This is a genomic window from Vibrio atlanticus, from assembly GCF_024347315.1.
In the GTDB taxonomy this organism is placed as follows: domain Bacteria; phylum Pseudomonadota; class Gammaproteobacteria; order Enterobacterales; family Vibrionaceae; genus Vibrio; species Vibrio atlanticus.
Genome location: NZ_AP025461.1, coordinates 53,107 through 78,429, shown reverse-complemented (window position 1 = coordinate 78,429; position 25,323 = coordinate 53,107). Strand labels below are relative to the sequence as shown.

At 44.7% G+C, this 25,323-nt stretch carries 22 protein-coding genes; 11 read left to right on the top strand and 11 right to left on the bottom strand.

Annotated features, from left to right (window positions below; all coding sequences use genetic code 11):
• Window positions 1-32: 32 nt before the first annotated feature.
• Both OCV30_RS16065 and OCV30_RS16060 read right to left on the bottom strand, forming a co-directional pair.
• Window positions 33-1,937 carry a PTS fructose transporter subunit IIABC gene (locus OCV30_RS16065; RefSeq protein ID WP_065679777.1) on the bottom strand — a complete coding sequence of 635 codons (1,905 nt, stop codon included), beginning with the start codon at window positions 1,935-1,937 and terminating at the stop codon, window positions 33-35.
• A 301-nt stretch (window positions 1,938-2,238) separates the two neighbouring features.
• Window positions 2,239-3,000 (bottom strand): IS5 family transposase, encoded by a 762-nt coding sequence (locus OCV30_RS16060; protein ID WP_102552608.1) that lies wholly within the window; start codon window positions 2,998-3,000, stop codon window positions 2,239-2,241.
• Window positions 3,001-3,200: 200 nt separating this feature from the next.
• Here OCV30_RS16060 and OCV30_RS16055 point away from each other — a divergent pair, with 200 nt between their 5' ends.
• Complete coding sequence (locus tag OCV30_RS16055) at window positions 3,201-4,040, top strand: helix-turn-helix transcriptional regulator (protein WP_029223612.1); 840 nt, start codon at window positions 3,201-3,203, stop codon at window positions 4,038-4,040.
• Between the two features lie 63 nt (window positions 4,041-4,103).
• Here the strand turns inward: OCV30_RS16055 and OCV30_RS16050 are convergent, their stop codons facing one another.
• Both OCV30_RS16050 and OCV30_RS16045 read right to left on the bottom strand, forming a co-directional pair.
• The gene (locus OCV30_RS16050; RefSeq protein ID WP_009846232.1) at window positions 4,104-4,877 is read right to left on the bottom strand and encodes a PTS sugar transporter subunit IIA; all 774 of its coding nucleotides are present in this window, start codon (window positions 4,875-4,877) and stop codon (window positions 4,104-4,106) included.
• A gap of 7 nt (window positions 4,878-4,884) precedes the next feature.
• Complete coding sequence (locus OCV30_RS16045; protein ID WP_009846233.1) at window positions 4,885-5,187, bottom strand: PTS fructose transporter subunit IIB; 303 nt, start codon at window positions 5,185-5,187, stop codon at window positions 4,885-4,887.
• A 243-nt stretch (window positions 5,188-5,430) separates the two neighbouring features.
• Between OCV30_RS16045 and OCV30_RS16040 the strand changes: the two genes are divergently transcribed.
• Complete coding sequence (locus tag OCV30_RS16040) at window positions 5,431-7,296, top strand: fructose-specific PTS transporter subunit EIIC (RefSeq protein ID WP_065678971.1); 1,866 nt, start codon at window positions 5,431-5,433, stop codon at window positions 7,294-7,296.
• A 109-nt stretch (window positions 7,297-7,405) separates the two neighbouring features.
• Here the strand turns inward: OCV30_RS16040 and OCV30_RS16035 are convergent, their stop codons facing one another.
• Window positions 7,406-7,990, bottom strand: a complete 585-nt coding sequence (locus OCV30_RS16035) for a TetR/AcrR family transcriptional regulator (RefSeq protein WP_065678970.1) — start codon at window positions 7,988-7,990, stop codon at window positions 7,406-7,408.
• A gap of 126 nt (window positions 7,991-8,116) precedes the next feature.
• Window positions 8,117-8,290, bottom strand: coding sequence for a hypothetical protein (locus OCV30_RS16030; protein ID WP_167351950.1), 174 nt, complete (start codon window positions 8,288-8,290; stop codon window positions 8,117-8,119).
• A 423-nt stretch (window positions 8,291-8,713) separates the two neighbouring features.
• Here OCV30_RS16030 and OCV30_RS16025 point away from each other — a divergent pair, with 423 nt between their 5' ends.
• Window positions 8,714-10,693, top strand: coding sequence for a methyl-accepting chemotaxis protein (locus tag OCV30_RS16025; protein WP_065678969.1), 1,980 nt, complete (start codon window positions 8,714-8,716; stop codon window positions 10,691-10,693).
• Window positions 10,694-10,801: 108 nt separating this feature from the next.
• On the opposite strand, the gene ohr is transcribed toward OCV30_RS16025, so the two are convergent.
• Window positions 10,802-11,224 (bottom strand): organic hydroperoxide reductase Ohr, encoded by a 423-nt coding sequence (gene ohr, locus OCV30_RS16020; RefSeq protein WP_065678968.1) that lies wholly within the window; start codon window positions 11,222-11,224, stop codon window positions 10,802-10,804.
• 127 nt (window positions 11,225-11,351) lie between these two features.
• On the opposite strand from ohr, the gene ohrR reads away from it, so the two are divergent.
• Window positions 11,352-11,789 carry a transcriptional regulator OhrR gene (gene ohrR / locus OCV30_RS16015; protein WP_065678967.1) on the top strand — a complete coding sequence of 146 codons (438 nt, stop codon included), beginning with the start codon at window positions 11,352-11,354 and terminating at the stop codon, window positions 11,787-11,789.
• Window positions 11,790-11,941: 152 nt separating this feature from the next.
• Here ohrR and OCV30_RS16010 read toward each other — a convergent pair whose 3' ends face one another.
• On the bottom strand, window positions 11,942-13,105 hold the full coding sequence (locus tag OCV30_RS16010) for an amino acid permease (RefSeq protein ID WP_065678966.1): 1,164 nt from the start codon (window positions 13,103-13,105) through the stop codon (window positions 11,942-11,944).
• Between the two features lie 435 nt (window positions 13,106-13,540).
• On the opposite strand from OCV30_RS16010, the gene OCV30_RS16005 reads away from it, so the two are divergent.
• The 3 genes from OCV30_RS16005 (at window position 13,541) to OCV30_RS15995 (ending at window position 16,567) form a co-directional block, all read left to right on the top strand.
• Window positions 13,541-14,743 carry an MFS transporter gene (locus OCV30_RS16005; protein ID WP_065678965.1) on the top strand — a complete coding sequence of 401 codons (1,203 nt, stop codon included), beginning with the start codon at window positions 13,541-13,543 and terminating at the stop codon, window positions 14,741-14,743.
• Window positions 14,718-15,686, top strand: a complete 969-nt coding sequence (yidZ, locus tag OCV30_RS16000) for an HTH-type transcriptional regulator YidZ (protein ID WP_004732954.1) — start codon at window positions 14,718-14,720, stop codon at window positions 15,684-15,686. Before OCV30_RS16005 ends, yidZ begins: the two co-directional genes overlap by 26 nt.
• 332 nt (window positions 15,687-16,018) lie before the next feature.
• Window positions 16,019-16,567 (top strand): carboxymuconolactone decarboxylase family protein, encoded by a 549-nt coding sequence (locus OCV30_RS15995; RefSeq protein ID WP_065678964.1) that lies wholly within the window; start codon window positions 16,019-16,021, stop codon window positions 16,565-16,567.
• A gap of 91 nt (window positions 16,568-16,658) precedes the next feature.
• Here the strand turns inward: OCV30_RS15995 and OCV30_RS15990 are convergent, their stop codons facing one another.
• Window positions 16,659-18,086: an aminotransferase-like domain-containing protein gene (locus OCV30_RS15990; protein WP_065678963.1), complete on the bottom strand. Its 1,428-nt coding sequence runs from the start codon at window positions 18,084-18,086 to the stop codon at window positions 16,659-16,661.
• A gap of 122 nt (window positions 18,087-18,208) precedes the next feature.
• Between OCV30_RS15990 and OCV30_RS15985 the strand changes: the two genes are divergently transcribed.
• Window positions 18,209-19,108 (top strand): DMT family transporter, encoded by a 900-nt coding sequence (locus tag OCV30_RS15985; RefSeq protein ID WP_065678962.1) that lies wholly within the window; start codon window positions 18,209-18,211, stop codon window positions 19,106-19,108.
• Between the two features lie 105 nt (window positions 19,109-19,213).
• Here OCV30_RS15985 and OCV30_RS15980 read toward each other — a convergent pair whose 3' ends face one another.
• Window positions 19,214-19,639, bottom strand: a complete 426-nt coding sequence (locus OCV30_RS15980; RefSeq protein ID WP_009846243.1) for a DUF3010 family protein — start codon at window positions 19,637-19,639, stop codon at window positions 19,214-19,216.
• A 256-nt stretch (window positions 19,640-19,895) separates the two neighbouring features.
• Here OCV30_RS15980 and OCV30_RS15975 point away from each other — a divergent pair, with 256 nt between their 5' ends.
• Both OCV30_RS15975 and OCV30_RS15970 read left to right on the top strand, forming a co-directional pair.
• Complete coding sequence (locus tag OCV30_RS15975) at window positions 19,896-21,533, top strand: methyl-accepting chemotaxis protein (RefSeq protein WP_065678961.1); 1,638 nt, start codon at window positions 19,896-19,898, stop codon at window positions 21,531-21,533.
• 320 nt (window positions 21,534-21,853) lie between these two features.
• Window positions 21,854-22,723, top strand: coding sequence for a LysR family transcriptional regulator (locus tag OCV30_RS15970; protein WP_065678960.1), 870 nt, complete (start codon window positions 21,854-21,856; stop codon window positions 22,721-22,723).
• Between the two features lie 148 nt (window positions 22,724-22,871).
• Here OCV30_RS15970 and OCV30_RS15965 read toward each other — a convergent pair whose 3' ends face one another.
• Window positions 22,872-24,533, bottom strand: coding sequence for a methyl-accepting chemotaxis protein (locus OCV30_RS15965; RefSeq protein WP_065678959.1), 1,662 nt, complete (start codon window positions 24,531-24,533; stop codon window positions 22,872-22,874).
• 273 nt (window positions 24,534-24,806) lie between these two features.
• On the opposite strand from OCV30_RS15965, the gene OCV30_RS15960 reads away from it, so the two are divergent.
• On the top strand, window positions 24,807-25,319 hold the full coding sequence (locus OCV30_RS15960; RefSeq protein ID WP_065678958.1) for an RNA methyltransferase: 513 nt from the start codon (window positions 24,807-24,809) through the stop codon (window positions 25,317-25,319).
• The last annotated feature ends 4 nt before the right edge of the window (window positions 25,320-25,323 follow it).

Sequence of the window (25,323 nt, the reverse complement as noted above, 5' to 3'; positions counted from 1 at the left end):
CGAAGGGCTCAAGCCATTGGAGTTGAAATGGCTTAAGCCGCTGCTGTCGTTAGCTTGGCTTTGCGTAGATTCTTAAGCGCAATACAAGTAACCGCAGTCACGCCCGCACCAGACGCCATGCACAGCAGTGCCAGCATTGGGTAGTTCATTGCGCCAAGTAGAGCGACTACTGGACCACCGTGAGCCACGCTGTTGGTGATACCGAATGAGAACGCCATAACAGCGGCAGTCATTGAACCAAGTACGTTGGCAGGGATAACCGACATCGGATCTTGAGCCGCGAAAGGAATCGCACCTTCAGATATACCCACCAAGCCCATTGCGCCTGCTGCTTTACCTGCTTCAATTTCAGAAGATTCGAACAGGTCGAACTTACGGCCAAGTCTGGTTGCGATAGCCATACCCAGTGGAGCGACAGGAATTGCACACGCCATCGCACCCATGAATTGAGTTTGACCGCTGGCAATCATGCCGACCGAGAAAAGGAATGCCACCTTGTTGAATGGACCGCCCATATCGAAACCGGCCATGCCACCAAGGACGATGCCAAGCAGAACCACGTTGCCTGTGCTCATGCTCGTTAGTAGTGCAGTAAGAGCATCCATCAGCCCAGCGATAGGTGCACCGATAACAAAAATGAACAGACCTGCGATGAACAAAGAGCCAGTGATCGGAGCGATCATGATAGGCACAAGCGGTTGAACGAACTTGTGGTAGTTAAACGAGGTAATCCATTTAACGAAGTAACCCACTAATAGACCTGCGATGATTGCGCCAATGAAGCCTGTGCCTGCGTCAGCGCCGTAGAAAGAGCCGTTGTTAGCAATCCAACCGCCAATCAAACCTGGGGTTAGAGCAGGGCGGTCAGCAATCGCGTAAGCAATGTAGCCAGCCAAGATTGGGATCATCAATGTGAAGGCAACCACGCCCACTTCTAGGATTTGGTTCCACATGCTGCCAGCAGGAATTGCCATGCCAGATTCGCTTGGCTCACCGCCAATGGCTAGGGCTAGGGCAATCAAAAGACCGCCTGTCACTACGAATGGGATCATGTGTGATACGCCATTCATCAGGTAACGATAAAGGTCTGAACGCGCTTGTGAGGCTTTTTCTACAACAGACTGGTTGGTCGGTGTTTGTTCAGCTTGGTAACTAGGTGCATTGAGAGCTTGTTTAATCAAGCCTTGCGCGTCTTTGATTGGCGCTTTTACGTTGGTGCTGATAACGCGTTTTCCGGCAAAGCGAGCCATGTCGACCTGTTTATCACAAGCGACGACAATCGCGTCTGCACGTTCGATCTCTTCTTGAGTCGGGCTGTTTTTAACACCAATAGAACCATTGGTTTCGACCTTGATGTCATAGCCAAGAGCCGCCGCGCCTTTCTCTAGTGCTTCAGCGGCCAAATAAGTGTGTGCAACGCCTGCTGGGCAGCCTGTCACACCAATGATGAAGCCTTGTTTCTCAACGTTTGTTTCCGTTTCTGAAGGCTCAGGTTTGGTAAGCAGTAGTTCTAATGCTTCTTGTTCAGATTGAGCATTCATGAAGCTTTCGATAAAGCCTTCTTCAATCAGTTTTGAAGAAAGCTCTGCTAATACTTCGATGTGGTGATCATCACCGCCATCAGGAGAGGCAATCATGAAGAACAGTTTTGATGGCTGACCGTCATCGGCGCCGTACTCGATGCCCTGTTGATGGACACCGATAACAACCGCGGGTTTGATCACCGCGCTGCTTTTCGCGTGTGGCAGAGCAATACCTTCTTCAAACCCGGTATTACCTTGTTCTTCACGCGCCTTAATGTCGGCAAGAAACTGTGCTTTGTCTGAGATTCTGCCTTGTGCGTACAGCACGTCTATCAGCTCTTTAAATACGTCTTCTTTTGAATTAGCGCTAAGCGAAAGCTTAATCAAATCTTGATTGATCAATGTCGTTATCATAATGAACCCCTACTCTGTTTTTATTTTGTTAGGGGTATTCTGGAATCTACGGCTTACCTTCTGTAGTGAAGAAAAAATGCATTTACTGGATCATTGTTGCGTTATAAGTGGAGTGTGATTTTGATCGGTCGAGTGGTCGCTTTTAGGACGATGTTGACAGAGTTAAAGATGTGTTGAGGCTTTTATTTATAAGGGCTGTAGCGTATTTGTTTATCAGGACAGGAACGTGCTAGGTCAGTTTTGTTACTGGAAATTTATTTCCGTGACTAGGGCGTGTTGATCTTTGCTGTACATTTTGTGTTCAACAATACATCGGTAGCCACATTAACATGAATGCCAGCGATAACATGCTGGCATAATTCCTTTCTAGCTTGTCATATCTACTTGAAATAGCTCGATAATGCTTAATTCTCCCAAAGGCATTTTCGACCAAGTGACGATACTTGTATAGACACCAATCCATACTGTCTTTGTCTATATCTTGTCCGTAATTGCGTTTAGCAATTACCGTTTCTCCGCCACGTTCCTTAACAAAAGTACGGAAAGGTTCGCTGTCATATCCTTTATCACAAACGATAGTATTAACTTCATCGAGTTGTTCAACTAAGCTTTCGGCATGCACTATATCGTGGCGTTGTCCTTCTGATAAATCAAAGCAAATCGGCAGACCACCACTATCTACGGCTAAGTGAATTTTGGTTGAGTTGCCCCCGCGACTTTTTCCTATTTGCTCTGAGCTTTCAGTAGCTGCACCTGTACTATGCTGATGCGCTCGAACTATAGAGCCATCAAGAAAGACCCATTCAAAATCAGCCATGCTAGATAAGCTTTTGAAAAGTTTATCTAAAATCCCTTTCTTTGACCAAAGATTAAATCGTCTGTAAACGGTACTCCACTCTCCGAACTCAGAGGGTAGATCTCGCCAAGGAATACCTGTTCTCATTCGATAAAGTATTCCTTCAAATGTCATTCGATGTTCAGTTTTATCGTAAATACGACCTGTACTTTTCATAACTTGGAGTAGCAGTTCCCAGCGAATATCAGTTAGCATTGTTCTTGGCATGGTATTGGTTATGGTTTTACTTTTGGCGAAGCAAATTATAACTCTTTACCATGCTGTTCAAAAAACACTCACGAAAGATCAACACGCCCTAGATTTTTGTAACCTAGATCTCAAATTGTGATTTTGCTCAATAGCGCTATGTTTCACTAAGGGGTATATCTATTCCCGTAGCCTTATTGCTGCCCACTAGAGTTCGAATAATGATATTTCATGACTTAATCTCGTCTGTATTAAATGAGCGAGAACCGTTTCATAACATCTGGTTTGCTGGAGATTTTCACACGCCTTCAGCATGCAGTTATCAGGTGAACTTTCCGCGCTTAGAGTTAGTGCTAGACGGGGAGTATATAAATGAAATGGAGAGTCATGACCGCAAGATCACTAACGTTATTGCCAAAGCCGGAGACGCGATTTTCATCCCACCCAACTGTTGGAATAAACCTAACTGGGATACAGACTGCTCGGTGTTGAGCATGTTGTTTGGTCGTCGTCAGCTTGGTTTAAGTTTGGTGAGTAAGCGCAAAGGCGAGGAGAGCTTTTACGATATCCAAAAACACAGTATTCAGACTCGTTCTGGGTTTGCGATTGATAACATTTTGGAGGCGCTCAGCTCGTTAGCGAGAGAGAGTAACAAGCAGCCGATGGATGAGTTATTGCTGCAAGCTCTACTGCAATACAGTAAAACCATGCTGGAAGCGCCCGTAGAAAAATCTCATAGCCGAGTACAGGATGTGTATCAGGGGATTTGTATCTACATTCAAGAGAACTTCCACCGCCAAATCACCCGAGACAGCATTGCCTCGCGCTTTAGCATTTCATCGAACCACTTGTCGCGAATGTTCCGCCAACAAGGCCACATGACGCTGGCTGAGTACATTACCCGTGTTCGTGTCGACCGTGCCAAGTTCATGCTCAAGAAGTACAACTTCAAGCTCAATGAAGTGGCTGTACGTTGCGGCTTTAAGGATGTGAACTACTTCTGTCGAGTATTTAAGAATCGCACCGGTAGAACGCCGACTGAATATCGTGGTTCTATTTAGTTAAGCCGTCTTTTTAAGTCGGAGCGTATTTTTTTGTTGAGCCGTCTTTTGGAGTGAGTAGCCTTACAGCAGGCGAGATGAGATATACATCAGCAAGGCTTGTAAATCGACACTGCTTCGAGTCTTTTGCAAACGCTCGTTGACCTGATCGTGAAGTAGGTTTCTAGTTAGGTTGGTAGCCGCCACAATGTGTTCACGTTGCGGCTTGGTTGGCAGTACTAAAGCGATAGCTACGTGTACTTGGCCAATTTGAGATGCCCAGTCAATCGGGTTGTCACTGACGATCACCGCGATCGAGAGATCTTGAGTAGATTCAAACATCACATGGGGCAGTGCGATACCTGGTGACACGCAGGTTGAAGAGCGTTCTTCTCGCTTAATGAAAGCCAAAATCAGCTCATCTGGATCTTCTGGATAAACGAGGTGAGCGAGCCCTTTCAAGCACTCAAATTTTGTCAGTTGAGTTTGCGCCTTAGCGTGGTGCCACTTGATGTCACAAGGCGGGCATATCTGAGGCATACGCTGGATTAAGTCGTTCGAGAACTCATGATTCACTTGTGAGCCAACCATGTCGTAATGCTCAGCAATCACGTCTTTTATTACAAAACATGCGAGTTCAGCATCAATCCCTACCGCGGTTATCTGACACAAATCCCCCCGGAGTAAACCCACTTGTAACATCGCGACAGATTTGGAGAGATCAGCGGTTCGATTTTGAGTGATGTTGATAATGCGGATGTTGCTTTTGAACTTCTTCGCTAAACGAGTCAACGGCTGCGCGACGTGTGAGTTCGCGGCAGGATCGTCAACGAAGAAGGTGATCTGATATTCATTCATGAAAGGTTTAAGTTCGACAATGCTTGATAAAGACTTTATCGACACTCAATAACACTTCTTCCATGGGAATGAAGACGGTTTTCGCGGGGTCAAATCGGCTTGGTTGTTCGATGTCGATATCAGAGACGATCAACACTTTGTCTGCGAGGGTAATATCCTGGCCTGTCAGTAAGTTTTCAATCCCCATAGCGCCTTGAGTCTCAACCTTGATTGAAACATTGAATTTTGGGGCTGTTTTATTTAGTGCATCAGCTGCCATATAGGTGTGCGCAATGCCTGTAGGGCACGCAGTTACCGCTACAATTCTCATTATTATTCTCGGTGTGCTTAGATCGACAGTTTACTTGGATCGATGGGACTATCTGAATCTAGGAAGTTTATGGATTCCCGTTTTTAATTCAAAGGTGAACGTCACACTCTTGCTTCTTGGTTACAATTATCCAGTTAATGCACCTTTCGTCCTATATATCGAGCGGCCTTGCCTCGTTAGTCTTTTCATATTATTAACCTCTTTATCTCATTTACTTAAATTGGTACTCGGACGAGGCAGCACATGGACATCACTGACATTATAGATCCGGAGATTATCTGTCTGGATTTAAAGGCAGACTCAAAACAGGCGGTATTTGAAGAGCTTGTCGAACTGCTTGACCGTGCGGGCAAGCTCTCCAATAAAAGTGAATTCCTTGATGATATCTGGAAGCGTGAGGCCATCGGCAATACGGGCTTTGATGATGGTATTGCGATTCCACACGCGAAAAGCACTGCTGTAGCTAAACCTGCTGTGGCGGTAGGTATTAGCCGAACGGGTATCGATTATGGCGCAGACGGCGGCGAACTGTCGGATGTGTTTTTTATGCTCGCGTCGCCAGACAATAGCGATGATCATCATATTGAGGTTCTGGCTCAGATCTCAACTCGATTGATCGAAGATGGCTTTGTTACAAAATTAAAGGCGGTAGAGTCGGTCGAGGAAGCTCAAAAGCTGTTTCTCGAAGCGAATTCTGAATCTTTCGATAGCTACGCTTCTAGTCATCATGAAGTTTACAGCGAACCATTAAGCCCTTGGGCACAATCTCTTAATCGTCTTAAAGAACACTTGTTGTACGGTACTTCGCACATGATCCCATTCGTGGTCGCGGGTGGGGTACTTTTGTCTTTGTCGGTAATGATGTCTGGCCATGGCGCTGTGCCTGAGAGCGGTGTTCTGGCTGACATAGCACAAATGGGTATCGCGGGGCTAACCCTGTTTACCGCTGTGCTCGGTGGTTACATTGCGTATTCAATGGCCGACAAACCGGGCTTAGCACCGGGCATGATTGGTTCTTGGCTCGCAGTGAATCAGTACAGTACCGGCTTCCTTGGTGCAATTGTGGTCGGATTCTTCGCTGGCTTTGTGGTTAATGTGCTCAAGAAGATCAAACTGCCAGACAGTATGATCTCGCTGAGTTCGATCTTCATCTATCCATTAGTCGGCACCTTTGTAACCTGTGGGGTGGTGATGTGGGTGATTGGTTCTCCTATCGCGTATGTGATGCTTGAGATGAACCAAATGCTGACTGGCATGGCGGGCTCAGGAAAAGTGGTGTTGGGCAGTATTTTAGGGGCGATGACGGCCTTTGATATGGGCGGCCCAATCAACAAAGTGGCGACGCTGTTTGCTCAAACGCAGGTGAACACTCAACCTTGGCTAATGGGGGGCGTCGGTATTGCCATTTGTACGCCACCATTAGGCATGGCGCTTGCCACTTTCATATCACCTAAGAAATTCAAACGAGACGAACGCGAAGCCGGAAAAGCAGCGGGTATTATGGGCATGATCGGCATCAGTGAAGGTGCGATTCCATTTGCAGCAGCTGATCCCGCACGTGTTCTGCCCGCTGTTGTTGCTGGTGGCATTGTCGGTAACGTGGTTGGCTTTATGTTCCATGTCATCAACCATGCACCATGGGGTGGTTGGATAGTGTTGCCAGTGGTTGATGGCAAAATTGGCTATATCGTCGGGACATTAGCAGGAGCACTGACGACGGCTCTGATCGTGATACTACTGAAAAAGAACGTGGTCGAAGGCGAAGCAAATTCTAATCAGTTCATGGGTGGCTCGATAACGGAAGAAGGACAAGCGGATGTATTGGCGATCACTTCTTGTCCATCTGGTGTTGCTCATACGTTTCTTGCGGCTAGGTCTTTGGAAAAGGCGGCTCATCATCTTGGGGTTCGGATTAAAGTCGAAACGCAGGGTGCCAACGGAATCGGCAATCGCATCACCCCAAAAGACATTGAAAGAGCGAGGTTGGTGATTTTTGCTCATGATGTGGCAATTAAAGAGATCGAACGCTTTGCGAACGTGAAAACCTTAGACGTCAGCACCAAAGAGGCGATGCTCAATGCTCAGGCATTGATCATGAGGAAAGTATAAAAGCAATCGGCTTTTGTGATTGGCTGAAAAACGATAAATAAAAAGACGCCCAAGTATTGGTAGTAATACTTGGGCGTCTTTTTAGGTCTGAGCTTATATAAGCTCAGACCTAAAAAGGGTGGTACTTAAATATGTCTTCAACCATTGAGTTAAGCAAATCGATGTCGTCACAGGTTTTCGCGTAGGTACGCAGGCCTGCGATCTGAACTTGAACATGTCGAGCAAGTTGAGTGGGTTCACGCTCTTTGCTTATCTCACCAAGTTCTTGCGCTTCTGCAATCAACTTAGCGAACTCACTTTCCATGATCTTCAGTGATTTCTTTGCTTCTTCTAATAGTTCAGCGTGCTCATCCGTCAGTTCAGCTACTGTTTTAGCCAGCATACACATACCGTTAGGCGCGCTTTGTTTCGATTCGACAACGGCACGTTTTACGAAGTTTTCGAGCGCTTCGATTGGAGAATCTGTTTCGCTGCGAAAGCGGTTCAAATTGAGGATGCCGAGTTCGGTATAACGAGCTAATGTTTCTTTAAACAAGCCTTCTTTGCTGCCAAAAGCCGCATAAATACTGCCCGGACGCATATCAATCACGTCCTGTAGATTGCGCATAGAAGTTGCGTGAAAGCCCTTTTCCCAATACAGGTTAGTCGCTTTATCTACTACGTCTTGTCTATCGAACTTCGCTGTCTTGGCCATAACATCTACTTCATTAATCTGAACATATGTTCAATATTTTAAGATGAACACTCGTTCTAGTAAAGGAGTGTCTGGTTACTCTGGCAATCTCGCAAAGATCGATAGCATTAATCGGTAATAAAAACTCTAATCATCAACAACTTCGACGGTTTTATGTTGTGCGCCGTAATAGGTACCTTCATCGATGGTGTACATCAGCGTTTCTTTGCACTCTGGGCAATCGAATTCTTCATTGGGTTCTATTGCGGCTTCTTCTACCCATTCCCAACCAATGTGTTCTTCGCAAACGGGGCAATCCATAAAAATATCTCTCAGTGGTTATCGCATATTTACAGCGAGTCTCTATTTAAGGGCTCGGCAGTATACATATTTGATACTGAATATATAGATGATCGTGAGTTAACAGCTTGGTAAGGGTCACTCAGTGAATACTGGCCTACCACTTTATGATTATGCAAGTGCTGTCAATTTTTAGTCACTACGTCAGAGAAATGTTGTTACACGTATTTTTAGTCAGGTTAAGTCAGATAGTTAACAGTTTTATTGATAAATCAATGAGTTTTATAGGTTTAAATGTTACCGTTCTCTCATGTGATCAGTGTGGTTAGCTCATGATTGACATGGATCATTTCGAATAATTATAGAGTCACAATTAAGGCGTGTTCGTTAGAACAAGCCTAGTTCGTGACTGAAAAAGATTTGTTAGTTGTTGGGGAAATAATAATGAATTTAACCGATATGTCATTTAAGCAAAAAATCATCGCTTTGCTTATCTTACCGATCTTAGGGTTTTTATGGCTTAGTGTTTCTGCCATTTCAAAAGGCGTAGAAACCACCAGTGAAATGTCGTCATTAAACCAACTTACGCGTTTGTCGGTTGTGTACAGTGAGTTGGTGCACGAGTTACAGAAAGAACGTGGTATGACGGCTGGCTTTATTGGCTCACAGGGAAACAAGTTTGGCAGTGAGCTAAAAGCACAAAGAATTAACGCAGACAGCAAACGCAATCAAAGAACCGAGTACTGGCAGTCTGAAGAAATCGATCTATCGCAGATCACGCGTCTGAATACTGAAATCAGCCAAAGCCTCAACCAAATTACTTCGATTCGCAATAGAGTGGATTCTCAATCAATTCCGCTTTCTGAAGCATTAGGTTACTACACCAAACTTAATGCTAAGTTATTGAGTGTATCTGCATTAATTGCTGAGCTAAGTACTGATGCCACCATCACGACAGAAACCATCGCCTACTATAACTTTCTACAAGGCAAAGAGCGTGCGGGTATCGAACGTGCGGTTCTCAACAACACCTTTTCTAAAAATGAATTTGGCCCGGGTATGCTGGTTAAATTCATCTCTTTGGTAACCGAGCAAAATACATATTTTGCGAACTTTGAAGTTTTGGGTAACCCAGATAACGTTGATTTCTTTAAACAGCAACTGAATGATCGCTCGGTGGCTGAAGTGGAAAAACTTCGTGATGTGGCTGAATCGAAAATGAGTGGTTTTGATGTCGATCCTGTTTATTGGTTTGCTCAATCGACGGCACGAATTGTTCAGCTGAAGAAGACCGAAAATCAGTTAGCAGAGTCTCTTATTACACTGACGGATCAGAAAACTCAGCAAGCTCAATCAGCAATGATGGGCAGCATTGTGATGTTTGTTGTGATCACTTTGTTCGCAACTTTTGTTAGCTTCAAAGCCATTACTGATTTAACGACTCGAGTTAAAGATCTAACGCGAGTACTTTCTAAAGTCCGAAATGACAATGACTTAACCGTTCGTGCGACTTACGAAGGTAATAGTGAGCTGGGTCAAATCTCATCGTCGCTTAATGAAACATTAGAGAAGTTTTCTCAAGTTATCGATAACCTATCTCAATCTAGCCTGACACTTGCTTCAGCAGCAGAAGAGACGGCGCAAACTTGCCAATACAACTCAAGCACCTTAGTTGAGCAGCAAGACCAGATTGGCTTGATTGCGACAGCAACAGAAGAGCTATCAGCGACGGTGAATGAAGTCGCGGCTAAAACACAGCAAACGGCAAGCTCAGCGAAGATCGCTGATGAACAATCACAGCAAGGCTTAAGCACGGTTCAACAATCTTATGAGTCGATAGAAACCTTGGCTTCTGAGATTAACGGCCTCGCTGAAAAAATCACTCATCTACACGAAAGCAGCAACAACATTAACAGTGTGATTGATGTAATTAAATCGGTTGCCGAACAAACCAATTTGTTAGCGTTAAATGCTGCGATTGAAGCCGCTCGTGCTGGTGAACAAGGTCGTGGTTTTGCTGTCGTAGCCGATGAAGTTCGTACTTTGGCTCAGCGTACGCAACAGTCCACTTCTGAAATTGAAGGCTTCATTAACTCGCTACAGTCGGATGTGCAAACCGCGTTCAACGTGATTGATAACAGTAAGAAAATGTCTTCAAGAGCGGTTGAAGACTCACGAGGAGTAGAACAGACCCTGCAAGATATTTCTGGGTCGGTGAGCGAAATATTCAGCATGGCAGAGCAGATCGCAACCGCAACTGAAGAGCAAGCAGTAGTAACTCAAGATATTGCTCAGAACGTTGTGGCGGTAGAGCAGAAGTCGACAGAATCTACGACGGGTGCGACGCAAATTGCTGCAACAGCTAAAGAGCAGGCAGAACTGGCTACGTCACTGAAAGAGCTTTCGAATACCTTTAAGAGCTAAGAGCTAAGAGCTTGAAGTTAAGAGTTATATAACGAAATGTCCCGCCTAGTGCGGGACATTTTTTTAGCGGGGTACTTTTTCTTTTTTTTGGTGAGGGAGATGAGGCGGCTAAAGCGCTTGTCCGTTAACCGACAATTTCACATCAATGTTGCCACGAACGGCATTTGAGTAAGGACAAACTTGGTGAGCCGTTTTCACAAGCGTCACAGCTTGTTCTTGCTCTAGAGCCAGTTCAATCGATAGAGCAACAGTTAAAGCAAAGCCACCGTTTTCATTTGGTCCGATACCCACTGTTGCAGTCGTTGGCGCCGATGCGATTTTGATTTTCATCTCTTTTGCAACGTGAAGCAGAGCATTTGAGAAACACGCCGAGTAGCCCGCAGCAAACAGTTGTTCAGGGTTGGTTGCTTCACCTGTTCCGCCCATTTCTTTAGGGTAGCTCAACGCCACTGAAAGCAGATTGTCATCAGTAGAAACTTGGCCGTTACGACCTGCTGTAGCTGTAGCAGAAGTTGTGTAGAGTGTTGTCATTGGTTTAGTCCTTATTTAAATTGTGTAAAGTTAAATTGCGTGCAACTTAATTTTAAAGCTAGTTTAATTGATAAAATTCGAGCGCGCAAGTATATTGTGCGCAATTTAATTTATTGGTGAGGTGATCATGAGCGACCAAGATGACTATCTAAAGCTGGATAATCAGGTGTGTTTTGCGCTGTATAGTGCATCGAATGCAATGAGTAGAGCGTATCAACCTTTACTAAAAGCGCTTGACCTTACTTACTTGCAGTACATTGTGATGATGGTGCTGTGGGAAGAAAAAGAGATAAATGTCAAAGCCCTAGGCGCAAAAACGCATTTGGATTCAGGTACGTTGACGCCACTACTCAAGCGTTTGGAAACGAAAGGTTACGTGCTTAGAACTCGCAGTGCTGAAGATGAACGAGTTCGGGTTATTACACTGACGCCTGCAGGGGTAGATCTCAAAGAGCAAGCGCAGACCGTGCCAGTTGAAATGCTATGTCTTTCTAAGATGAATGAAGATGAGCTTAAATCGCTAAAAGCACAGTGTGAGCAATTGCTTGGCAATTTGACCAAGTAAGCACTTTTAGTTTTTGGCCATGGTAATCAGAAAATAAGAAAGCCCGTTAGCCCTACTGTTAATTAGTTGCGATCGCTAATTCAAGTAAGGTTAACGGGCTTTTTGTATCTGCTGTCGTTTAAATGGCAGCAGATAGTGTATTCAATTGGGATTTATCCCATAAACCAAGATACGAAAATCAAAGCCCCAAAACCGAATGTTGCCATCAGTGCCGTATCGCCACCGGCTGCTGTATAGCTGCCTTCGGTTTGTAGGTGAGGGAAGTCAGGCCTACGAACCTTAACCACCATTGCGAGTGGTCCCCAGATAGCTAGGAACACCAACACCATGCCTGCATAGTCCAGCATGCTCACGAACTGGCTTGCGAACAGCTCTGCTAATACCAAAGGCAATACAAAGGTCAGAGCATAAGCTAATGCTTTGTTGTTGGTGACTGCGTCTTTGTTTTGGTCATACAACGCCATGGATACACCAAGGAAAGAGGTCACCAGTGCCAGCGCTGAGAACAGCGCAATCACGACTTTTAACCAAGCAGATTGTCCGCTAAACGCAGAGATCAGTTCTGAAATGTTGTGGAACTGGCTGATCGCGTCTGTACCAAGGTTACCGATAATCGCGAACAACCAAGTTAGGTAGCAGATTAGTGGAATCACCGAGCCTAGCAGAATCATATTACGGATCTGCTTTTGAGTCGCTTCACGGTTGTAGATAACCAGTGACGGGACCACCACCATAGAGGCAAAGCTAGTAAAGATAACCGCGCTGTACTGCACCACGTCATTGGCCGTGTATTGGCTAGTTTGAGTTAGGTAATCTAGACGGATATTGCTAAACAGAGAGGCAATTACAATAAACAGCATTACCACCATCATGATGAATAGACCACGGTTTAATTTATCGATATAAGACTTACCCGCGACTACAATCACACCCATCAATAGGCTGAAAACGGTATAAGCAGCGGATGCAGAGATGTCTACGCCGACGTCGAGCAATAGCTTATGAATGATGTCGCCAACACCCAAGATATAGGCGATCAGCATGCATACCAGCAGCAAGTAAAAGAGTGCATTGATAAAGTGTTTACCTTTGCTGCCCAGAGTTAGGTAAGCAACACTGCTCATGCCACTGTTGTCTTTCGTTTTGGTACACGCTTCTGCCAGTAGGAGTGCAGAGTAGGTGGTGCCGATAAAGATGAGTAGCATCAGCACTGAGCTGATCATGAAGCCAAACTGGGCCAACACCATGGGAATAGCAAGCATGCCTGCCCCTAATGCAGTTCCTGAAAGGATTAGGGAACTGCCGAATAATTTCATATTCAAAAAAACAACCTCTAGCGATCCAATTAATTTTTGTTTGGATTGTAAATATTTGTTGCCAAGCCTAACAAATTACTCAGTAAAGTTAGGGGTTAATTTCTAATAAATTTTGAATTTTTCTAAAAAATTTAAGCAGGAATTTCTGGTGTATATGTGTGGTTGATTTAAGTATTCACTTAGTGATTGGTTTTAGCGTTCTGATAACTTTTACAAATTATTCTCTGCTTAATAACCTGCAGTTTATGACTGACAAATCTGCCTCTTAATTTCATCGAAATACGATCAAAACCTTGCTTATTTCGTTAATTCTTGTATGTCGCCTGTGCCACATACTGATGGTTTGTCGTAAATGGAAAGATCCGTTGTCGTAGATGCCACTCGGTAGTTTTGCATTTCGCTCTTATTATCCTCACATCAATTATGTGGGGTGTTATGTATCGTTTTCTATTTTGTAGTTTCGCACTTGTGCTTTTGTATCCAACGGCCATTGATCTGTATTTGGTTGGGTTACCTCAAATCGCCGCGGACTTAAATGCCTCTGAGGCTCAGCTCCATGCCGCGTTTTCTATCTATCTGGCCGGTATGGCAACGACTATGTTGTTCGCGGGTAAATTTGCCGATAGCGTAGGGAGGAAGCCCGTTGCCATTTTCGGTGCAATTGTTTTTACTCTCTCGTCGACCTTGGGCGGGGTTGTGAGCAGTGCTGAGCCGTTTCTTATTGTGCGTTTTTTCCAAGGTGTTGGTGCTGGATCTTGTTATGTGGTGGCGTTCGCCATCTTACGAGATGTGTTAGATGACCAAAAGCGCGCCAAGGTGTTGTCGATGATGAATGGCATTACCTGCATAGTGCCAGTACTTGCACCGGTGATCGGCCACTTAATCATGACGGTATACCCTTGGCCGAGTCTGTTCACGACCATGGCAAGTATGGGGGTAGTGGTGTGTTTGCTGTCGGTGTTAGTGCTAAGAGAAACCAAGTCGAATAACGTAGGCTCGAAAGTAACAAAAGCTTCTTTATCTCAATCGACTCCAACTGAAACTTTTAAGGAGCCCTTGTTTATCAGCCGAGTGATCATGACCAGCTTGGGTGTGACGGCGATTCTGACTTACGTGAATGTTTCTCCAATGTTGATCATGACTGAGCTTGGCTTCGACCGTGGTCAATATTCCTATACCATGGCTCTCACAGCATTAGTCAGTATGCTGGTGTCGTTCTCCGCGCCGTTTGCCTTGAATGTGTTTAAACAAAAAAGCCTCATGCTGACATCTCAAACGTGCTTTGTGATTGCGGCTATCTTGTTGTTTACATCGATTGATGGTGGGCTAGGGCATTATGTAACCCTGCTAGGCTTTGCTTTTGTGTGTGGTGGCTTCTCGCTCGGTTTTGGTGTCGCGATGAGCCAAGCATTAAGTTGTTATTCACAACGAGCAGGCGTTGCGAGCTCGATATTGGGCGTTTCTCAGGTGTGCACTTCGGCACTGTTTATCTGGTTGATGGGCGTGATCGGACTCAGTGCATTGAATATGTTGGTATTTATACTGGCTGCTGGTGGAGTTATCAGTATTGCTCTAATACTATGGGTAGGTCCCTCTCAAGTTAAAAGTGATTATGAAGAAGCCACTAGCCCGTCTTGATCTGAACCTGTTGTTCACTCTGCAATTGCTTCTGCAGGAGCAGAGTGTTTCAAAAGCTGCGAAAAAGCTGAACGTCACGCCTTCTACGGTGAGTAAATCACTGACCAAGCTTAGAGATTGGTTTGATGATCCTTTGTTTGTGAAAACGCCAAGGGGATTAACGCCAACGCCACTTGCACTGAGCATGGTAAAAGATCTTCAAGACTGGCTGCAGATTGGAAGCCAAATACTGACGACTCGTGGTGACGAAGCGCCAAAAGATGTGCGTTTGAATTTAGAGGCGGAGTCTCCTTTATCTCTGATCATGCTTAATGAGTTGACGCAAAGCGTGTCTCAACGTTACCCCAACGCGAAAATCAAAATGCGCAATTGGGACTACGATTCGATAGATTCCATCGTACGTGGCGAATCGGATATTGGATTTTCAGGGAGAGAAAGCCATCCGCGTTCGAAAGAATCCCTAGACTCACTACCTTATTTCATCGACTTCGAGGTTCTGTTTCACGACTTGCCGGTTGTGTATTTGAGAAAAGATCATCCTGCCTTGAAAGAAGAGTGGAATCTAGAGGCTTTCCTTAAATATCCCCACATCAATATTGTGTGGGAGAAAAGTGAAACATGGGCGCTAGATGAAGTGCTTACTGACCTACAACTAGACCGAAATATCGTACTGACTTTAGCTGGTTTTGAGCAGTCGTTATTTATGACAGCTCAATCAAACCACACCATGACTACCGTTGCGCCGAATTACTGTCGACGTTACGTTGAACAACTCCACCCCAATCTTACTTGTCTACCCATCCCTTTAGATGAAGAAAATGTCAAAAAGCTGCTGATCCCGTTCACTATGATTTGGCACAAACGCAATGCTTACAATCCCATCGTTCTATGGTTAAAAGACACGCTCAGAGAGCTTTATCAATTTGAAGGGAAAAGTGTCTAACCTTGTGATGAGATTAGATGTTCTGAAGGCTTGTTCCGTTAGCATTGATCGTTGATTGAAATAAGAATGCAGACTTATAAGCGAGCCCGCCAGTTGATACCTGGCGGGTTTTCTACTTTTAATCATGGGGTTAGCGCTGATCCCTCTAAAATAAAATCGGTTTTTTCTTAATTGTTGATTCGATAAATACGACCAAATTGAACGAGTGTTCAAAATAACACTTGAACGATCGTTCTGGTTTGTTCTATATTGTTTTCACACCAACGGAGAATAGTCATAAATTGCTCCGTGATTGAATAACTTTAGAATCATAAATTGATAGGGATAAAACAATGATCAACTTCAAAATTCATTCAGTAGAATCAGCGCCAGAGCAAAGCCAACCTATTCTTGAAGGTGCTAAAAAGCAGATGGGTAGAGTACCGGGTCTTTTCGGTGTGTTGGCTGAATCTCCAAACACACTTAAGGCTTACACTCAGCTTCATCAGGCGTTTAGTGACTCATCTTTCGATGCTGAAGAGCTGACGGTTGTTTGGCAAACCATCAACGTTGAACACGAATGCCACTACTGCGTTCCTGCGCACACTGGCATTGCACATTCTATGAAGGTTGATCCTGCAATCACCGAAGCACTTCGTAATCGCACGGCTCTACCTACTGAAAAGCTGCAAGCACTGCATGACTTTACGCTGAGCATGGTGCGTAACCGCGGCAATGTACCTGAAAGTGAAATGGCAGCATTTTTCGAAGCGGGCTACGGTCAGCAACAGGTGTTAGAAGTGATTCTTGGCTTGTCTCAGAAAGTGATCAGCAACTACGTAAACCACGTTGCCAAAACGCCAGTAGACAAAATATTTGAACAGTTCGCTTGGCAAGGTTAATTACCGTTAACCAAATCAAAACCTGATAATGATGAAAGCCCCGCTCAGTTGAGTAGGGCTTTGTTGTTTGGGCTATGTGGGCCTAATCTGGTTAAGGTGTATGTTTAGCGATTATCTTCGCTAATGTCACAACCCCTTCTTTCCACTCTTTGCTCTCTTCAATATTGGCGACAGTGAAGCGCAAGCAGTGTTTATATTGGTCATTCGTCCCAAACACAGTACCGGGTAAAATTCCCAATTTATGCTTTAAACAATCTTGGTAGACGGCATAACTATCGACCGACTCTGGCAACGTTATCCAGTTTAAAAAAGAGCCTTCTGGCTTCGATAAATGATAACGCCCTTCAAGATGAGGATAGCTGTCCAATGCTTGTATTAACAAGCTTTGAAACTGCTTTTGATTGGTTTGGTAGAGTCGTTTCATTTTGGATAAGTGACTGCGGTATTTGCCTGTGGTGAGGAATTGACCCACCGCGGATTGCATCAGGTTTGAACTGCCCATGTTGTCGCATAAAAGGTACTTTTCGACCAAAGGTTGGTAGCGCCCCGACAGTAACCAACCGATTCGTAAACGTGAGTCTAAGGTTTTAGACAAGGAGTTGACGTAAATGACTCGATCTTGGTTATCAAGCTCTTTGAGGCTGGCAATGGGTGTGTCGAATGCCAAGCTACCGAATACATCGTCTTCGATAATCGGCAAAGATCCTGTGATCTCCAGTAACGCCTTTCGATTAGCCAATGGCATTCGTGAACCCGTTGGATTGGTAAAGTTTGGTGTTAGCAGTAAGGTTTTTACTTCCCATTTGTTCAACGAACTTTGTAGTGATGGAATATCAATGCCGTGGCTCACACTGCTTGGAATTTCTAGTGCTTGCAAACCAAGCGATTCAAGTAAAAGCAGATTGCCGAAGTAACAGGGCGATTCGACCGCCACGATGTCTCCCGGTTTGGTTAATGCACGTAAAGCCAGACTGATCGCCTGTTGAGCACCATGTGTAATCGCAATCTCATTCGATCCCGCAGGTACGCCTAGATCATGGGTGATCTTTAACAGCTGCTTTACTAATTGCTCATCGCCGGGAGGTAATTGGTAATAACCGGGAAGCTGAGTTTGCAAACGGCTATGGCGACCGATTTCGGCATACAAGCTACGAATGGCAGGGTTATTAATGTTCGGGTGTGCAGAACCAGCAAGCAGTTTCAAGCGACCTTTCGGACGGGAGAGTACAGATTTGGTGACCGACAAGAGATCGACTTTTTGAGGCTGGCTCGGTGCATCCCAGATGGTGGTGTTCGGTGCTTTCACACGATAGCCTGATTTAGGCACAGAATAAACCCAACCCGTCGCTTCCAATTCTTGATAAGCGCGAATCACGGTGTTTTTGCTCACACCGAGTTGTTCACTGAGTTGACGAATGGAAGGCAAGCGGTCGTCTGGGTGAAAGAGCCCTTTATCGATCTGAGCCTTAATGTGTTGTTCTATAGCGAGATATTTATTGCCGCTGAGTTCTGCTTCCATGTTTCCCCCTTGTTACTCACACTTAATCTGTAACCATTTAAAGTGTTATATCTGTATCTTTATTAGTTATCTGTACCCAACTAAGGTAACAGCATTGATGAAGAGTTGACCAGAGGTTTGTAATGCTGATTAAAATGATTCCGTTTGTGTTTGTACTATTGTGGTCGTCAGGCTTTGTTGGCGCCCGTCTTGGTGTTGAATACGCTGAACCCGCAACGTTACTTTCACTTAGGATGGTAGCCAACGTGGCGCTATTCTTGGTTTTGATTTCAATCCTTAAGCGTCGTATTCCTCGTGGTCGAGCATTTTTCCACGCTTGTGTGGTGGGTATCTTGATTCATGGTTTCTACCTTGGTGGCACTTATCTCGCGATTGATATGGGTATGCCCGCCGGGTTGAGTTCTCTGCTTGTTGGCTTACAACCGATTCTGACGGCATTGATAATGATCAGCTGTACCTCGCAGCGTTTTAACTTCGCACAATGGCTAGGCTTAGCCCTTGGTTTCGCAGGTATTAGCTTGGTGCTAATGGGCAATATTGAGTGGCAGTCAGACGACCAAAAAGGCTTGGCAACTTTGCTGTGTTTGGTTTCTTTGGTGGGTATTACGGTCGGTACTTTGTATCAGAAGCGCTTTTGCCAGGGTACAGATATGGTCGGTGGCGCGATGGTGCAGTACTTGGCAGCAGCAGCATTGTTCTTACCTTTTGCAATGCGTTACGAAACTATGCAGGTGAACTGGACTATCGAGTTCACGTTAATTCTGGCTTGGCTAGTGATTGTTCTATCGTGCATTGCTATTTTATTGCTGCTTTACATGGTAGAGCATGGCGCTTCTTCAAGTGTGGCATCGGTGTTTTACCTCGTTCCACCCACAACTGCCATTCAAGCGTGGCTCATTTTTGGAGAGTCATTCGATATCTACGGCGCGACGGGCTTCGCCTTGTCTGCCGCTGCGGTTTATCTGGTGGTGAAAAAGCCGGAATGGATTAAGGCTCGCAGGCAAACAGCGTTAGAGCGGTAAGCGTATTTCATCAAAATTAACTGGGTTTAAAGCCGAGTGATAGAAACAAAAAAGAGCCTGAATATTCAGGCTCTTTCTGTATCAATATTGGCTAGCGACTATTGATTAGCGCTGCATTAAACAAGCGTAAGCCGTGGTAAACGGTGCTTCTTGGTATTGCTTAAGGCCTGTTTCTTTGAACTTCATCATAAGAGGGTTGCGCTTAAGGCTTTCTTTGATTTCATTCGGAGATACAACGGTTACGTCTAGGCCGTCGATCAACTGAATTGCCGCTTCTAGTTTGAAGCCGAAGCCACCGCCAGCAAATTTGCCTTTAGTTTGGCGTTGACGAATTACCACTTTTTCTACTTGGTAATCTTCCATTAACTTTGCAAAAGAAAATTGAAAATCTTTCATATTCTGTGTGTCGTTTGCGTCACTAATCGCAACTTTAGAAACTCGGCAATCAGGAATGTTAAATACACCGTCTGATAGAGATAGAAGACAGATGACTGCATCGTTACCTTTGATTTCAACACCACAAATTTTCATGTTCTTACCTACTTATTTTAGAGCCCTATATTATGGTGTTATTTCGACGACTTCTCCAGTAATAGAACATGTCTAAGGTAAATAAATTCAATATTGTCCACTTTAACTTTTTCAGGTTGACGTCTGGTTAAATACAAATCGCTTGTTCGATGGTTGAGTTCAATATGCGACTGGGTTCACAGGCTTTATCTGGCTTTTTCAATAATACCGTATATTATTCGCGCGTCCTTATTTTATGTGTGGTTATTTGGTCTTTATGAATATCAAAAATCTTTCTATTAAAAGCAAGATTGCGATACCGCTAATGGTTATCGTGATTGTTTTCTCAACGGTTACTGTGCTCAACGTAATTAAATCTAACGCCCAAGCCGCAATTAACCATGAGCTCAATAATGTGCTTCAGCCTGTCCTTGATAATTTGGAAGACGGGTATCGTGACATTTATCAAGTCATCGCATCTGCTCAAGGTCTGTTGCTTGCGAAAGATCAAGAGGCAATTGAATATCAACAATTCGAATTTAAAGATAACGCTTACAAAGCCGTTCCACGCTTTGAAAGCGTTCAAACCCTATATACCGCAGGTGTCTTAGACTCATCTTCTCAAGACGAGCTAGCGAAACTGGTGAAGGCGATGAAAAAGTGGGTAGCGTTGCATGAACCAATGTTTGCTGACCCTGCCAACGCTCTTCAATACAACATCGAATACGCGCCGATATTGGAAGCTGAGTTTGCGATTATTCGCGCTCAACTTCGTGATGTTAGAGCTGTGATTGAAATGAAGCAAAAAGAGCTTCGTCAGCAGGCTGATGATTCAATTGAAGAAAGCAAAGTGATCATCGAGGTGGGTATGGCGGTTGCTGTTTTCGCTGCGCTTTTTGCGATGTGGTTATCTAACCGTTTTATCGTCCAACCAATCCAGAACGTAGAGAAAGCGATGAATGAGATCGCATCGGGCGACGGTAACTTGTCTCAGCGAATGAAAGTTGACGGTTCTGATGAGATTGCTCGTTTAAGTGCAGCGTTTAACAAGTTTGTTAGTAAGATACATACCACTGTTGAGCAAGTGATTCTGACATCAAATGCCGTACGTGGCGAGATGGAAAACATCAAATCAATAACGCAGAATGTGGCTGAGTTCTCTTCGAATCAACAGAAAGAAAGTGAAGTAGTCGCGGCTGCTGTTCATGAAATGCAAGCGACCAGTGAAACGGTAAGTGGTAACGCATTAGATGCTGCAACCGCAAGTAACGTTGCGAACAATGAAGTGGAATCAGCAGACAGCACTTTGGGCTTAACCGTAACTTCAATTGAACGCCTTGCGCACGATATCGAGAATGCAGGCGGTGTGGTTCAGGAATTGGATACTGATGTGAAGAACATTGCTTCTACTCTTGGCGTGATCAAAGGCATTGCAGAGCAAACCAATCTATTGGCATTAAATGCGGCGATTGAAGCAGCGCGTGCTGGTGAGCAAGGTCGGGGTTTTGCGGTAGTTGCTGATGAAGTCCGTGCGCTTGCGAGTAAAACTCAAGACAGTACGGGTGAAATCCAGTCAATGATTGAACGCTTAGAAGTTGGCGCTAAACATGCCGTTGGTGTGATGACAGAAAGCAAGGCAAGTGGCGAGAAAACCATTGTTCAAGCAGGTACTGCGGCCTCTTCATTGAGTGAGATTCGCAATTCAATTGGCAAGATGAATGATATGAATACGCAAATCGCGACAGCGGCTTCGCAGCAGTCTCAGGTGTCTGAAGAAGTGAACAAGAATGTTCAACGTATCGCGGAAAGCACCATGAAAATGGTTGAGATGGCAAACAATGCAGAGAACGCATGCATCTCACTAGCAGAACAGTGTGAAGCACTTGATAGCCTAGTTTCTCAGTTTGAAGTGTAATCTTTGAGACTGAACAGGCAAAAGTGAGTGGCTAATCGTTTCTAGTTTTAACCCTCACGCATCTGTAATAGACAATAATAAGGCCCGTACTCAATGAGTGCGGGCTTTCTTTTTGGATACGAGTATTTTTTGATAATAGTATTTGTAATATAAGGTCGGTCCGAGCTTTGTAGATTGGGTCAATAGGAGCCTTGTGGGGAATGCGATATTAGCTTCAATGAAGGCCTTTGTATGTGCATGGCGTATATCAAGCAAGGTGACACTGATATCTATCTTCAATACACTGTCTGGGTAACCATCGTTCAGCATAAGGTAAAAACATGGCCAATTGGGAAGGGGTAAGTGAGTTTGTTGCAGTGGCAGAGCGTGAAAGCTTTACCGGTGCGGCGCAGAAGCTCGCTACGTCGGTGGCTCAAATCAGTCGTAGAGTAGCAAACCTCGAAGAACGACTCGCGGTGAAACTGCTCAATCGAACGACGCGTAAGGTTTCTCTAACAGAGGCTGGGCAACTCTATTATCAGCAGTGTAAGTTGCTGGTTGAAGGCTTAGAAATTGCTGAGCTTGCGGTCATGCAGATGCAATCCACACCAAAAGGCTTACTGAAAGTCACTGCGCCTGTGACTTATGGTGAGCGCCAGCTCGCCCCAATACTTCATCAATTTTTAAAGCTCCATCCGCAGGTAGAACTTGAGCTGATGCTGACCAATCAAAAGCTCGATCTTATTGATTCGGGTGTCGATGTCGCTATTCGTCTTGGTCGCTTAGAAGATTCGAGCCTTGTGGCAAAGAAGCTGTCTCAACGCCAACTCTACGTGTGCGCCAGCCCTGAATACATTGAACGCTATGGTGAGCCGCATACGCTCTCTGAATTGAGTCACCACCAATGTTTGGTCGGTGGCTTTGAACATTGGCGATTCAAAGAGAATAAACGCCCTCGCTCGGTTCGTGTTAATGGACGAATTAGGTGTAACAGTGGACTAGCCTTATTGGACGCAGCTAAACAGAGCATTGGCTTGGTTCAACTGCCAGAATATTACGTGAGTGAAGATCTTGAGTCTGGCGAATTGGTTGAGGTGTTATCTGATTACCGAGACGATAAAGAGGGGATTTGGGCGCTTTACCCACAGAACCGTAATTTGTCTTCAAAGGTTCGCTTGTTAGTCGACTTCTTGTCTGAGCAATTAGACTAGTTCTATCTGGCAAGACATTATGGACAAGAAAATGGGCTTCAGAACAAAGATTCTGAAGCCCATTTTTATTGATGTTTTATAGCTTTTACTTGCTAAGCATTAAGCATTAAGCATTAAGCATTAAGCATTAAGCATTAAGCATTAAGCATTAAACCGTGAAGCGATCAACCAAGTGGTACAACTCGTTTGCTCGGCTGTTTAAGTTTTGGCTACCTGTACGGTTTTGGTTTGCTAGCGATGCCGATTGAGAACTTTGGTCTGAAATCACAACAATGCGTTGAGATATCTCTTGGCCAACAATATTCTGCTGTTCAGTCGCCGTCGCAATCAGTGAGTTCATGTCCATGATGGTATCAATCGAATCTTGAATTTTAGCAAGTGCTGCAGCTGCTGCGTTCGCTTCTTCTACCGTTTGAGCACTTCTGCTTTGGCTAGAATCCATTGCTTTAACCGCGGCATCTGAAGCGGATTTTAGCTGTTGGATCATTTTGTGAATGTCGCCCGTGCTCTCTTGTGTGCGGCTGGCAAGCTTACGAACTTCATCCGCAACTACCGCAAAACCTCGGCCTTGATCACCAGCTCGCGCGGCTTCAATCGCGGCATTTAGTGCTAATAGGTTGGTCTGTTCCGCGATATCTTGAATGACAGTCAGTGAAGATGAAATATTCTGTACATCTCCTTCAAGGCGAGATACCACAGTGTTTGCTTCTGATACTTCACTTGCAAGGTCTGCTACGGACCCAGCAGCAGCGTTGACTATTTGCTGAGCTTCTTTTGCATTGTTCTCTGCAAGTTTAGCTGAGTCAGCCGCTTGGCTTGCGTTGCTTGAGATCTCTTGCGCAGTTGTCGTCATCTCGGTCATCGCCGTTGCTACTTGTTCTGTCTCTTCACGTTGACCTGTCGCTATCTCGTCGACCTGAGCTGCGCGAGAAGACATGCTGCTCGTTTCTGATACAACTTGCTGACCCACATCGCTCACGCTACGAATGATGGTCTGTAGGCTAGAAACAAAGGCATTAAAGTTCTCACTGAGTTTGGCGAACTCAGGCGCTTTGAAGGTTTCCATTCGAGCCGTTAGGTCGGCCTCACCACTTGCAAAGGCACTGATTGAACGGTCAAATTGCTCGAGTGGTTGCATGATTGTACGGTTCACTGCAACAGCGAAAACCGCTACCACTAAGGCAATCAAGCCACAGAAAAGTGCAATGGCAGTCAGTGAGCTTTGTAGCGCAGCATTCGAGCTCTCTTTCATGTCACTGATCACGGCGTCAATATCGTCAGTATAAAACCCAGTTCCAAGCATTAAATCCCATTGTGGAATAAAGATTGAGTAGCTGAGTTTTGGTAACGCAATAGACTGACCTGGCTTAGGAAAGTAGTAAGTGGTGAATTCCCCAATTTTTGAGTTCTTAATCAGGTCTTGGATTAGGTAATTGCCTTGTTTGTCTTGAAGGTCGTAGTAATTTTTACCAATGCCATCGGTACCTTGTCCGATGACGATTCTTACACCCTTAGAGCTGTAGCCAAAAATATAACCAGATTCACCATATTCTAGAGTTTTTAATGTGGGTAATGCTTCTTCAAGTGTGGCACCTTTTTCTAAGAAAGGAGTTATCGAAGACTTAGCCATTTGCAGGTACGCTTTGAGTTCCTTTTCTTTCATCGCCATCATATTGCTACGCGTCGATTCTACTTGTTGTGCGGTTAGCTCAGTGCTCTTCATATACGTCACGCTCATCATCCCAATTGCCATTAGTAGCAAAGGGATAAAAGAGAGAATATAAAGGCGGTTTTTGATGGTGAGGGTCATTAGCACTTCCTATGTGATTGTCTCAGGCAATTTTCAACACATTATTAATGTGGTTTCGAAATGTAAACGGACTTGTTGTTGAATTGTTATCCTAAAACCTTTTTGTTTGATAAATATGATGGCGGTTAGGTTTTGAAGTGATAGGTGGTGCAACTAAGTACTTATCTGTAAAAAGAGCCGTTCGTTTCGATGCTTTTGAATTTGGCGCTGCTTTGGTAGAATGCGACGCTTTGTAGCACCCTGCTATGTCTATTCGTTAAGTGAGAAAGATTCATGAACAAAAGCCATGTGACTATTGGTTTAACTAACCCAAAGAGCCCGACAAACGTTGGCGCGGTTATGCGTGCGGCGGGTTGCTACCAAGTCGACGAAGTTAAATACACAGGGCAACGCTACGACAAGGCTGCAAAATTTCACACCGATACCAAGAGTGCAACGCGCACTATCCCGCTTACTGGTGTCGAGTCGTTTTTAGATAGCCTTAATTCAGAAACTAAGATCGTATGTGTGGAGTTGGCTGAAGGTGCCACACCACTGCCACGTTTTAAACACCCAGAGAACGCTATCTATATCTTTGGCCCTGAAGATGGTTCTATTTCTCAAGATGTCGCTGACCGAGCTGACCATGTTGTTTATGTACCAACTGTTGGTTGCATGAATCTAGCAGCAACAGTGAATGTGCTACTTTATGATCGCCTTGCTAAGTCAGATGAAATGGACGAGAGCAACGAGCTGATCAAGAAAAGCCGCGATAACCGTAATCACCTGCAAGTGAAGCAAGGGTAGATAT

Bases quoted from the DNA above. Each gene is read 5' to 3' on its own strand.
- OCV30_RS16055 (WP_029223612.1), top strand. From the start codon at position 3,201: ATGATATTTCATGACTTAATCTCGTCTGTATTAAATGAGCGAGAACCG.
- OCV30_RS15975 (WP_065678961.1), top strand. From the start codon at position 19,896: ATGAATATCAAAAATCTTTCTATTAAAAGCAAGATTGCGATACCGCTA.
- OCV30_RS16065 (WP_065679777.1), bottom strand. From the start codon at position 1,937: ATGATAACGACATTGATCAATCAAGATTTGATTAAGCTTTCGCTTAGC.
- OCV30_RS15985 (WP_065678962.1), top strand. From the start codon at position 18,209: ATGCTGATTAAAATGATTCCGTTTGTGTTTGTACTATTGTGGTCGTCA.
- OCV30_RS16045 (WP_009846233.1), bottom strand. From the start codon at position 5,187: ATGAGAATTGTAGCGGTAACTGCGTGCCCTACAGGCATTGCGCACACC.
- OCV30_RS15980 (WP_009846243.1), bottom strand. From the start codon at position 19,639: ATGAAAATTTGTGGTGTTGAAATCAAAGGTAACGATGCAGTCATCTGT.
- ohr (WP_065678968.1), bottom strand. From the start codon at position 11,224: ATGACAACACTCTACACAACTTCTGCTACAGCTACAGCAGGTCGTAAC.
- OCV30_RS16005 (WP_065678965.1), top strand. From the start codon at position 13,541: ATGTATCGTTTTCTATTTTGTAGTTTCGCACTTGTGCTTTTGTATCCA.
- yidZ (WP_004732954.1), top strand. From the start codon at position 14,718: ATGAAGAAGCCACTAGCCCGTCTTGATCTGAACCTGTTGTTCACTCTG.
- OCV30_RS16060 (WP_102552608.1), bottom strand. From the start codon at position 3,000: ATGCCAAGAACAATGCTAACTGATATTCGCTGGGAACTGCTACTCCAA.
- OCV30_RS16035 (WP_065678970.1), bottom strand. From the start codon at position 7,990: ATGGCCAAGACAGCGAAGTTCGATAGACAAGACGTAGTAGATAAAGCG.
- OCV30_RS15960 (WP_065678958.1), top strand. From the start codon at position 24,807: ATGAACAAAAGCCATGTGACTATTGGTTTAACTAACCCAAAGAGCCCG.
- OCV30_RS16010 (WP_065678966.1), bottom strand. From the start codon at position 13,105: ATGAAATTATTCGGCAGTTCCCTAATCCTTTCAGGAACTGCATTAGGG.
- OCV30_RS15990 (WP_065678963.1), bottom strand. From the start codon at position 18,086: ATGGAAGCAGAACTCAGCGGCAATAAATATCTCGCTATAGAACAACAC.
- OCV30_RS15995 (WP_065678964.1), top strand. From the start codon at position 16,019: ATGATCAACTTCAAAATTCATTCAGTAGAATCAGCGCCAGAGCAAAGC.
- OCV30_RS15970 (WP_065678960.1), top strand. From the start codon at position 21,854: ATGGCCAATTGGGAAGGGGTAAGTGAGTTTGTTGCAGTGGCAGAGCGT.
- OCV30_RS16025 (WP_065678969.1), top strand. From the start codon at position 8,714: ATGAATTTAACCGATATGTCATTTAAGCAAAAAATCATCGCTTTGCTT.
- OCV30_RS16050 (WP_009846232.1), bottom strand. From the start codon at position 4,877: ATGAATGAATATCAGATCACCTTCTTCGTTGACGATCCTGCCGCGAAC.
- OCV30_RS16030 (WP_167351950.1), bottom strand. From the start codon at position 8,290: ATGGATTGCCCCGTTTGCGAAGAACACATTGGTTGGGAATGGGTAGAA.
- OCV30_RS16040 (WP_065678971.1), top strand. From the start codon at position 5,431: ATGGACATCACTGACATTATAGATCCGGAGATTATCTGTCTGGATTTA.
- OCV30_RS15965 (WP_065678959.1), bottom strand. From the start codon at position 24,533: ATGACCCTCACCATCAAAAACCGCCTTTATATTCTCTCTTTTATCCCT.
- ohrR (WP_065678967.1), top strand. From the start codon at position 11,352: ATGAGCGACCAAGATGACTATCTAAAGCTGGATAATCAGGTGTGTTTT.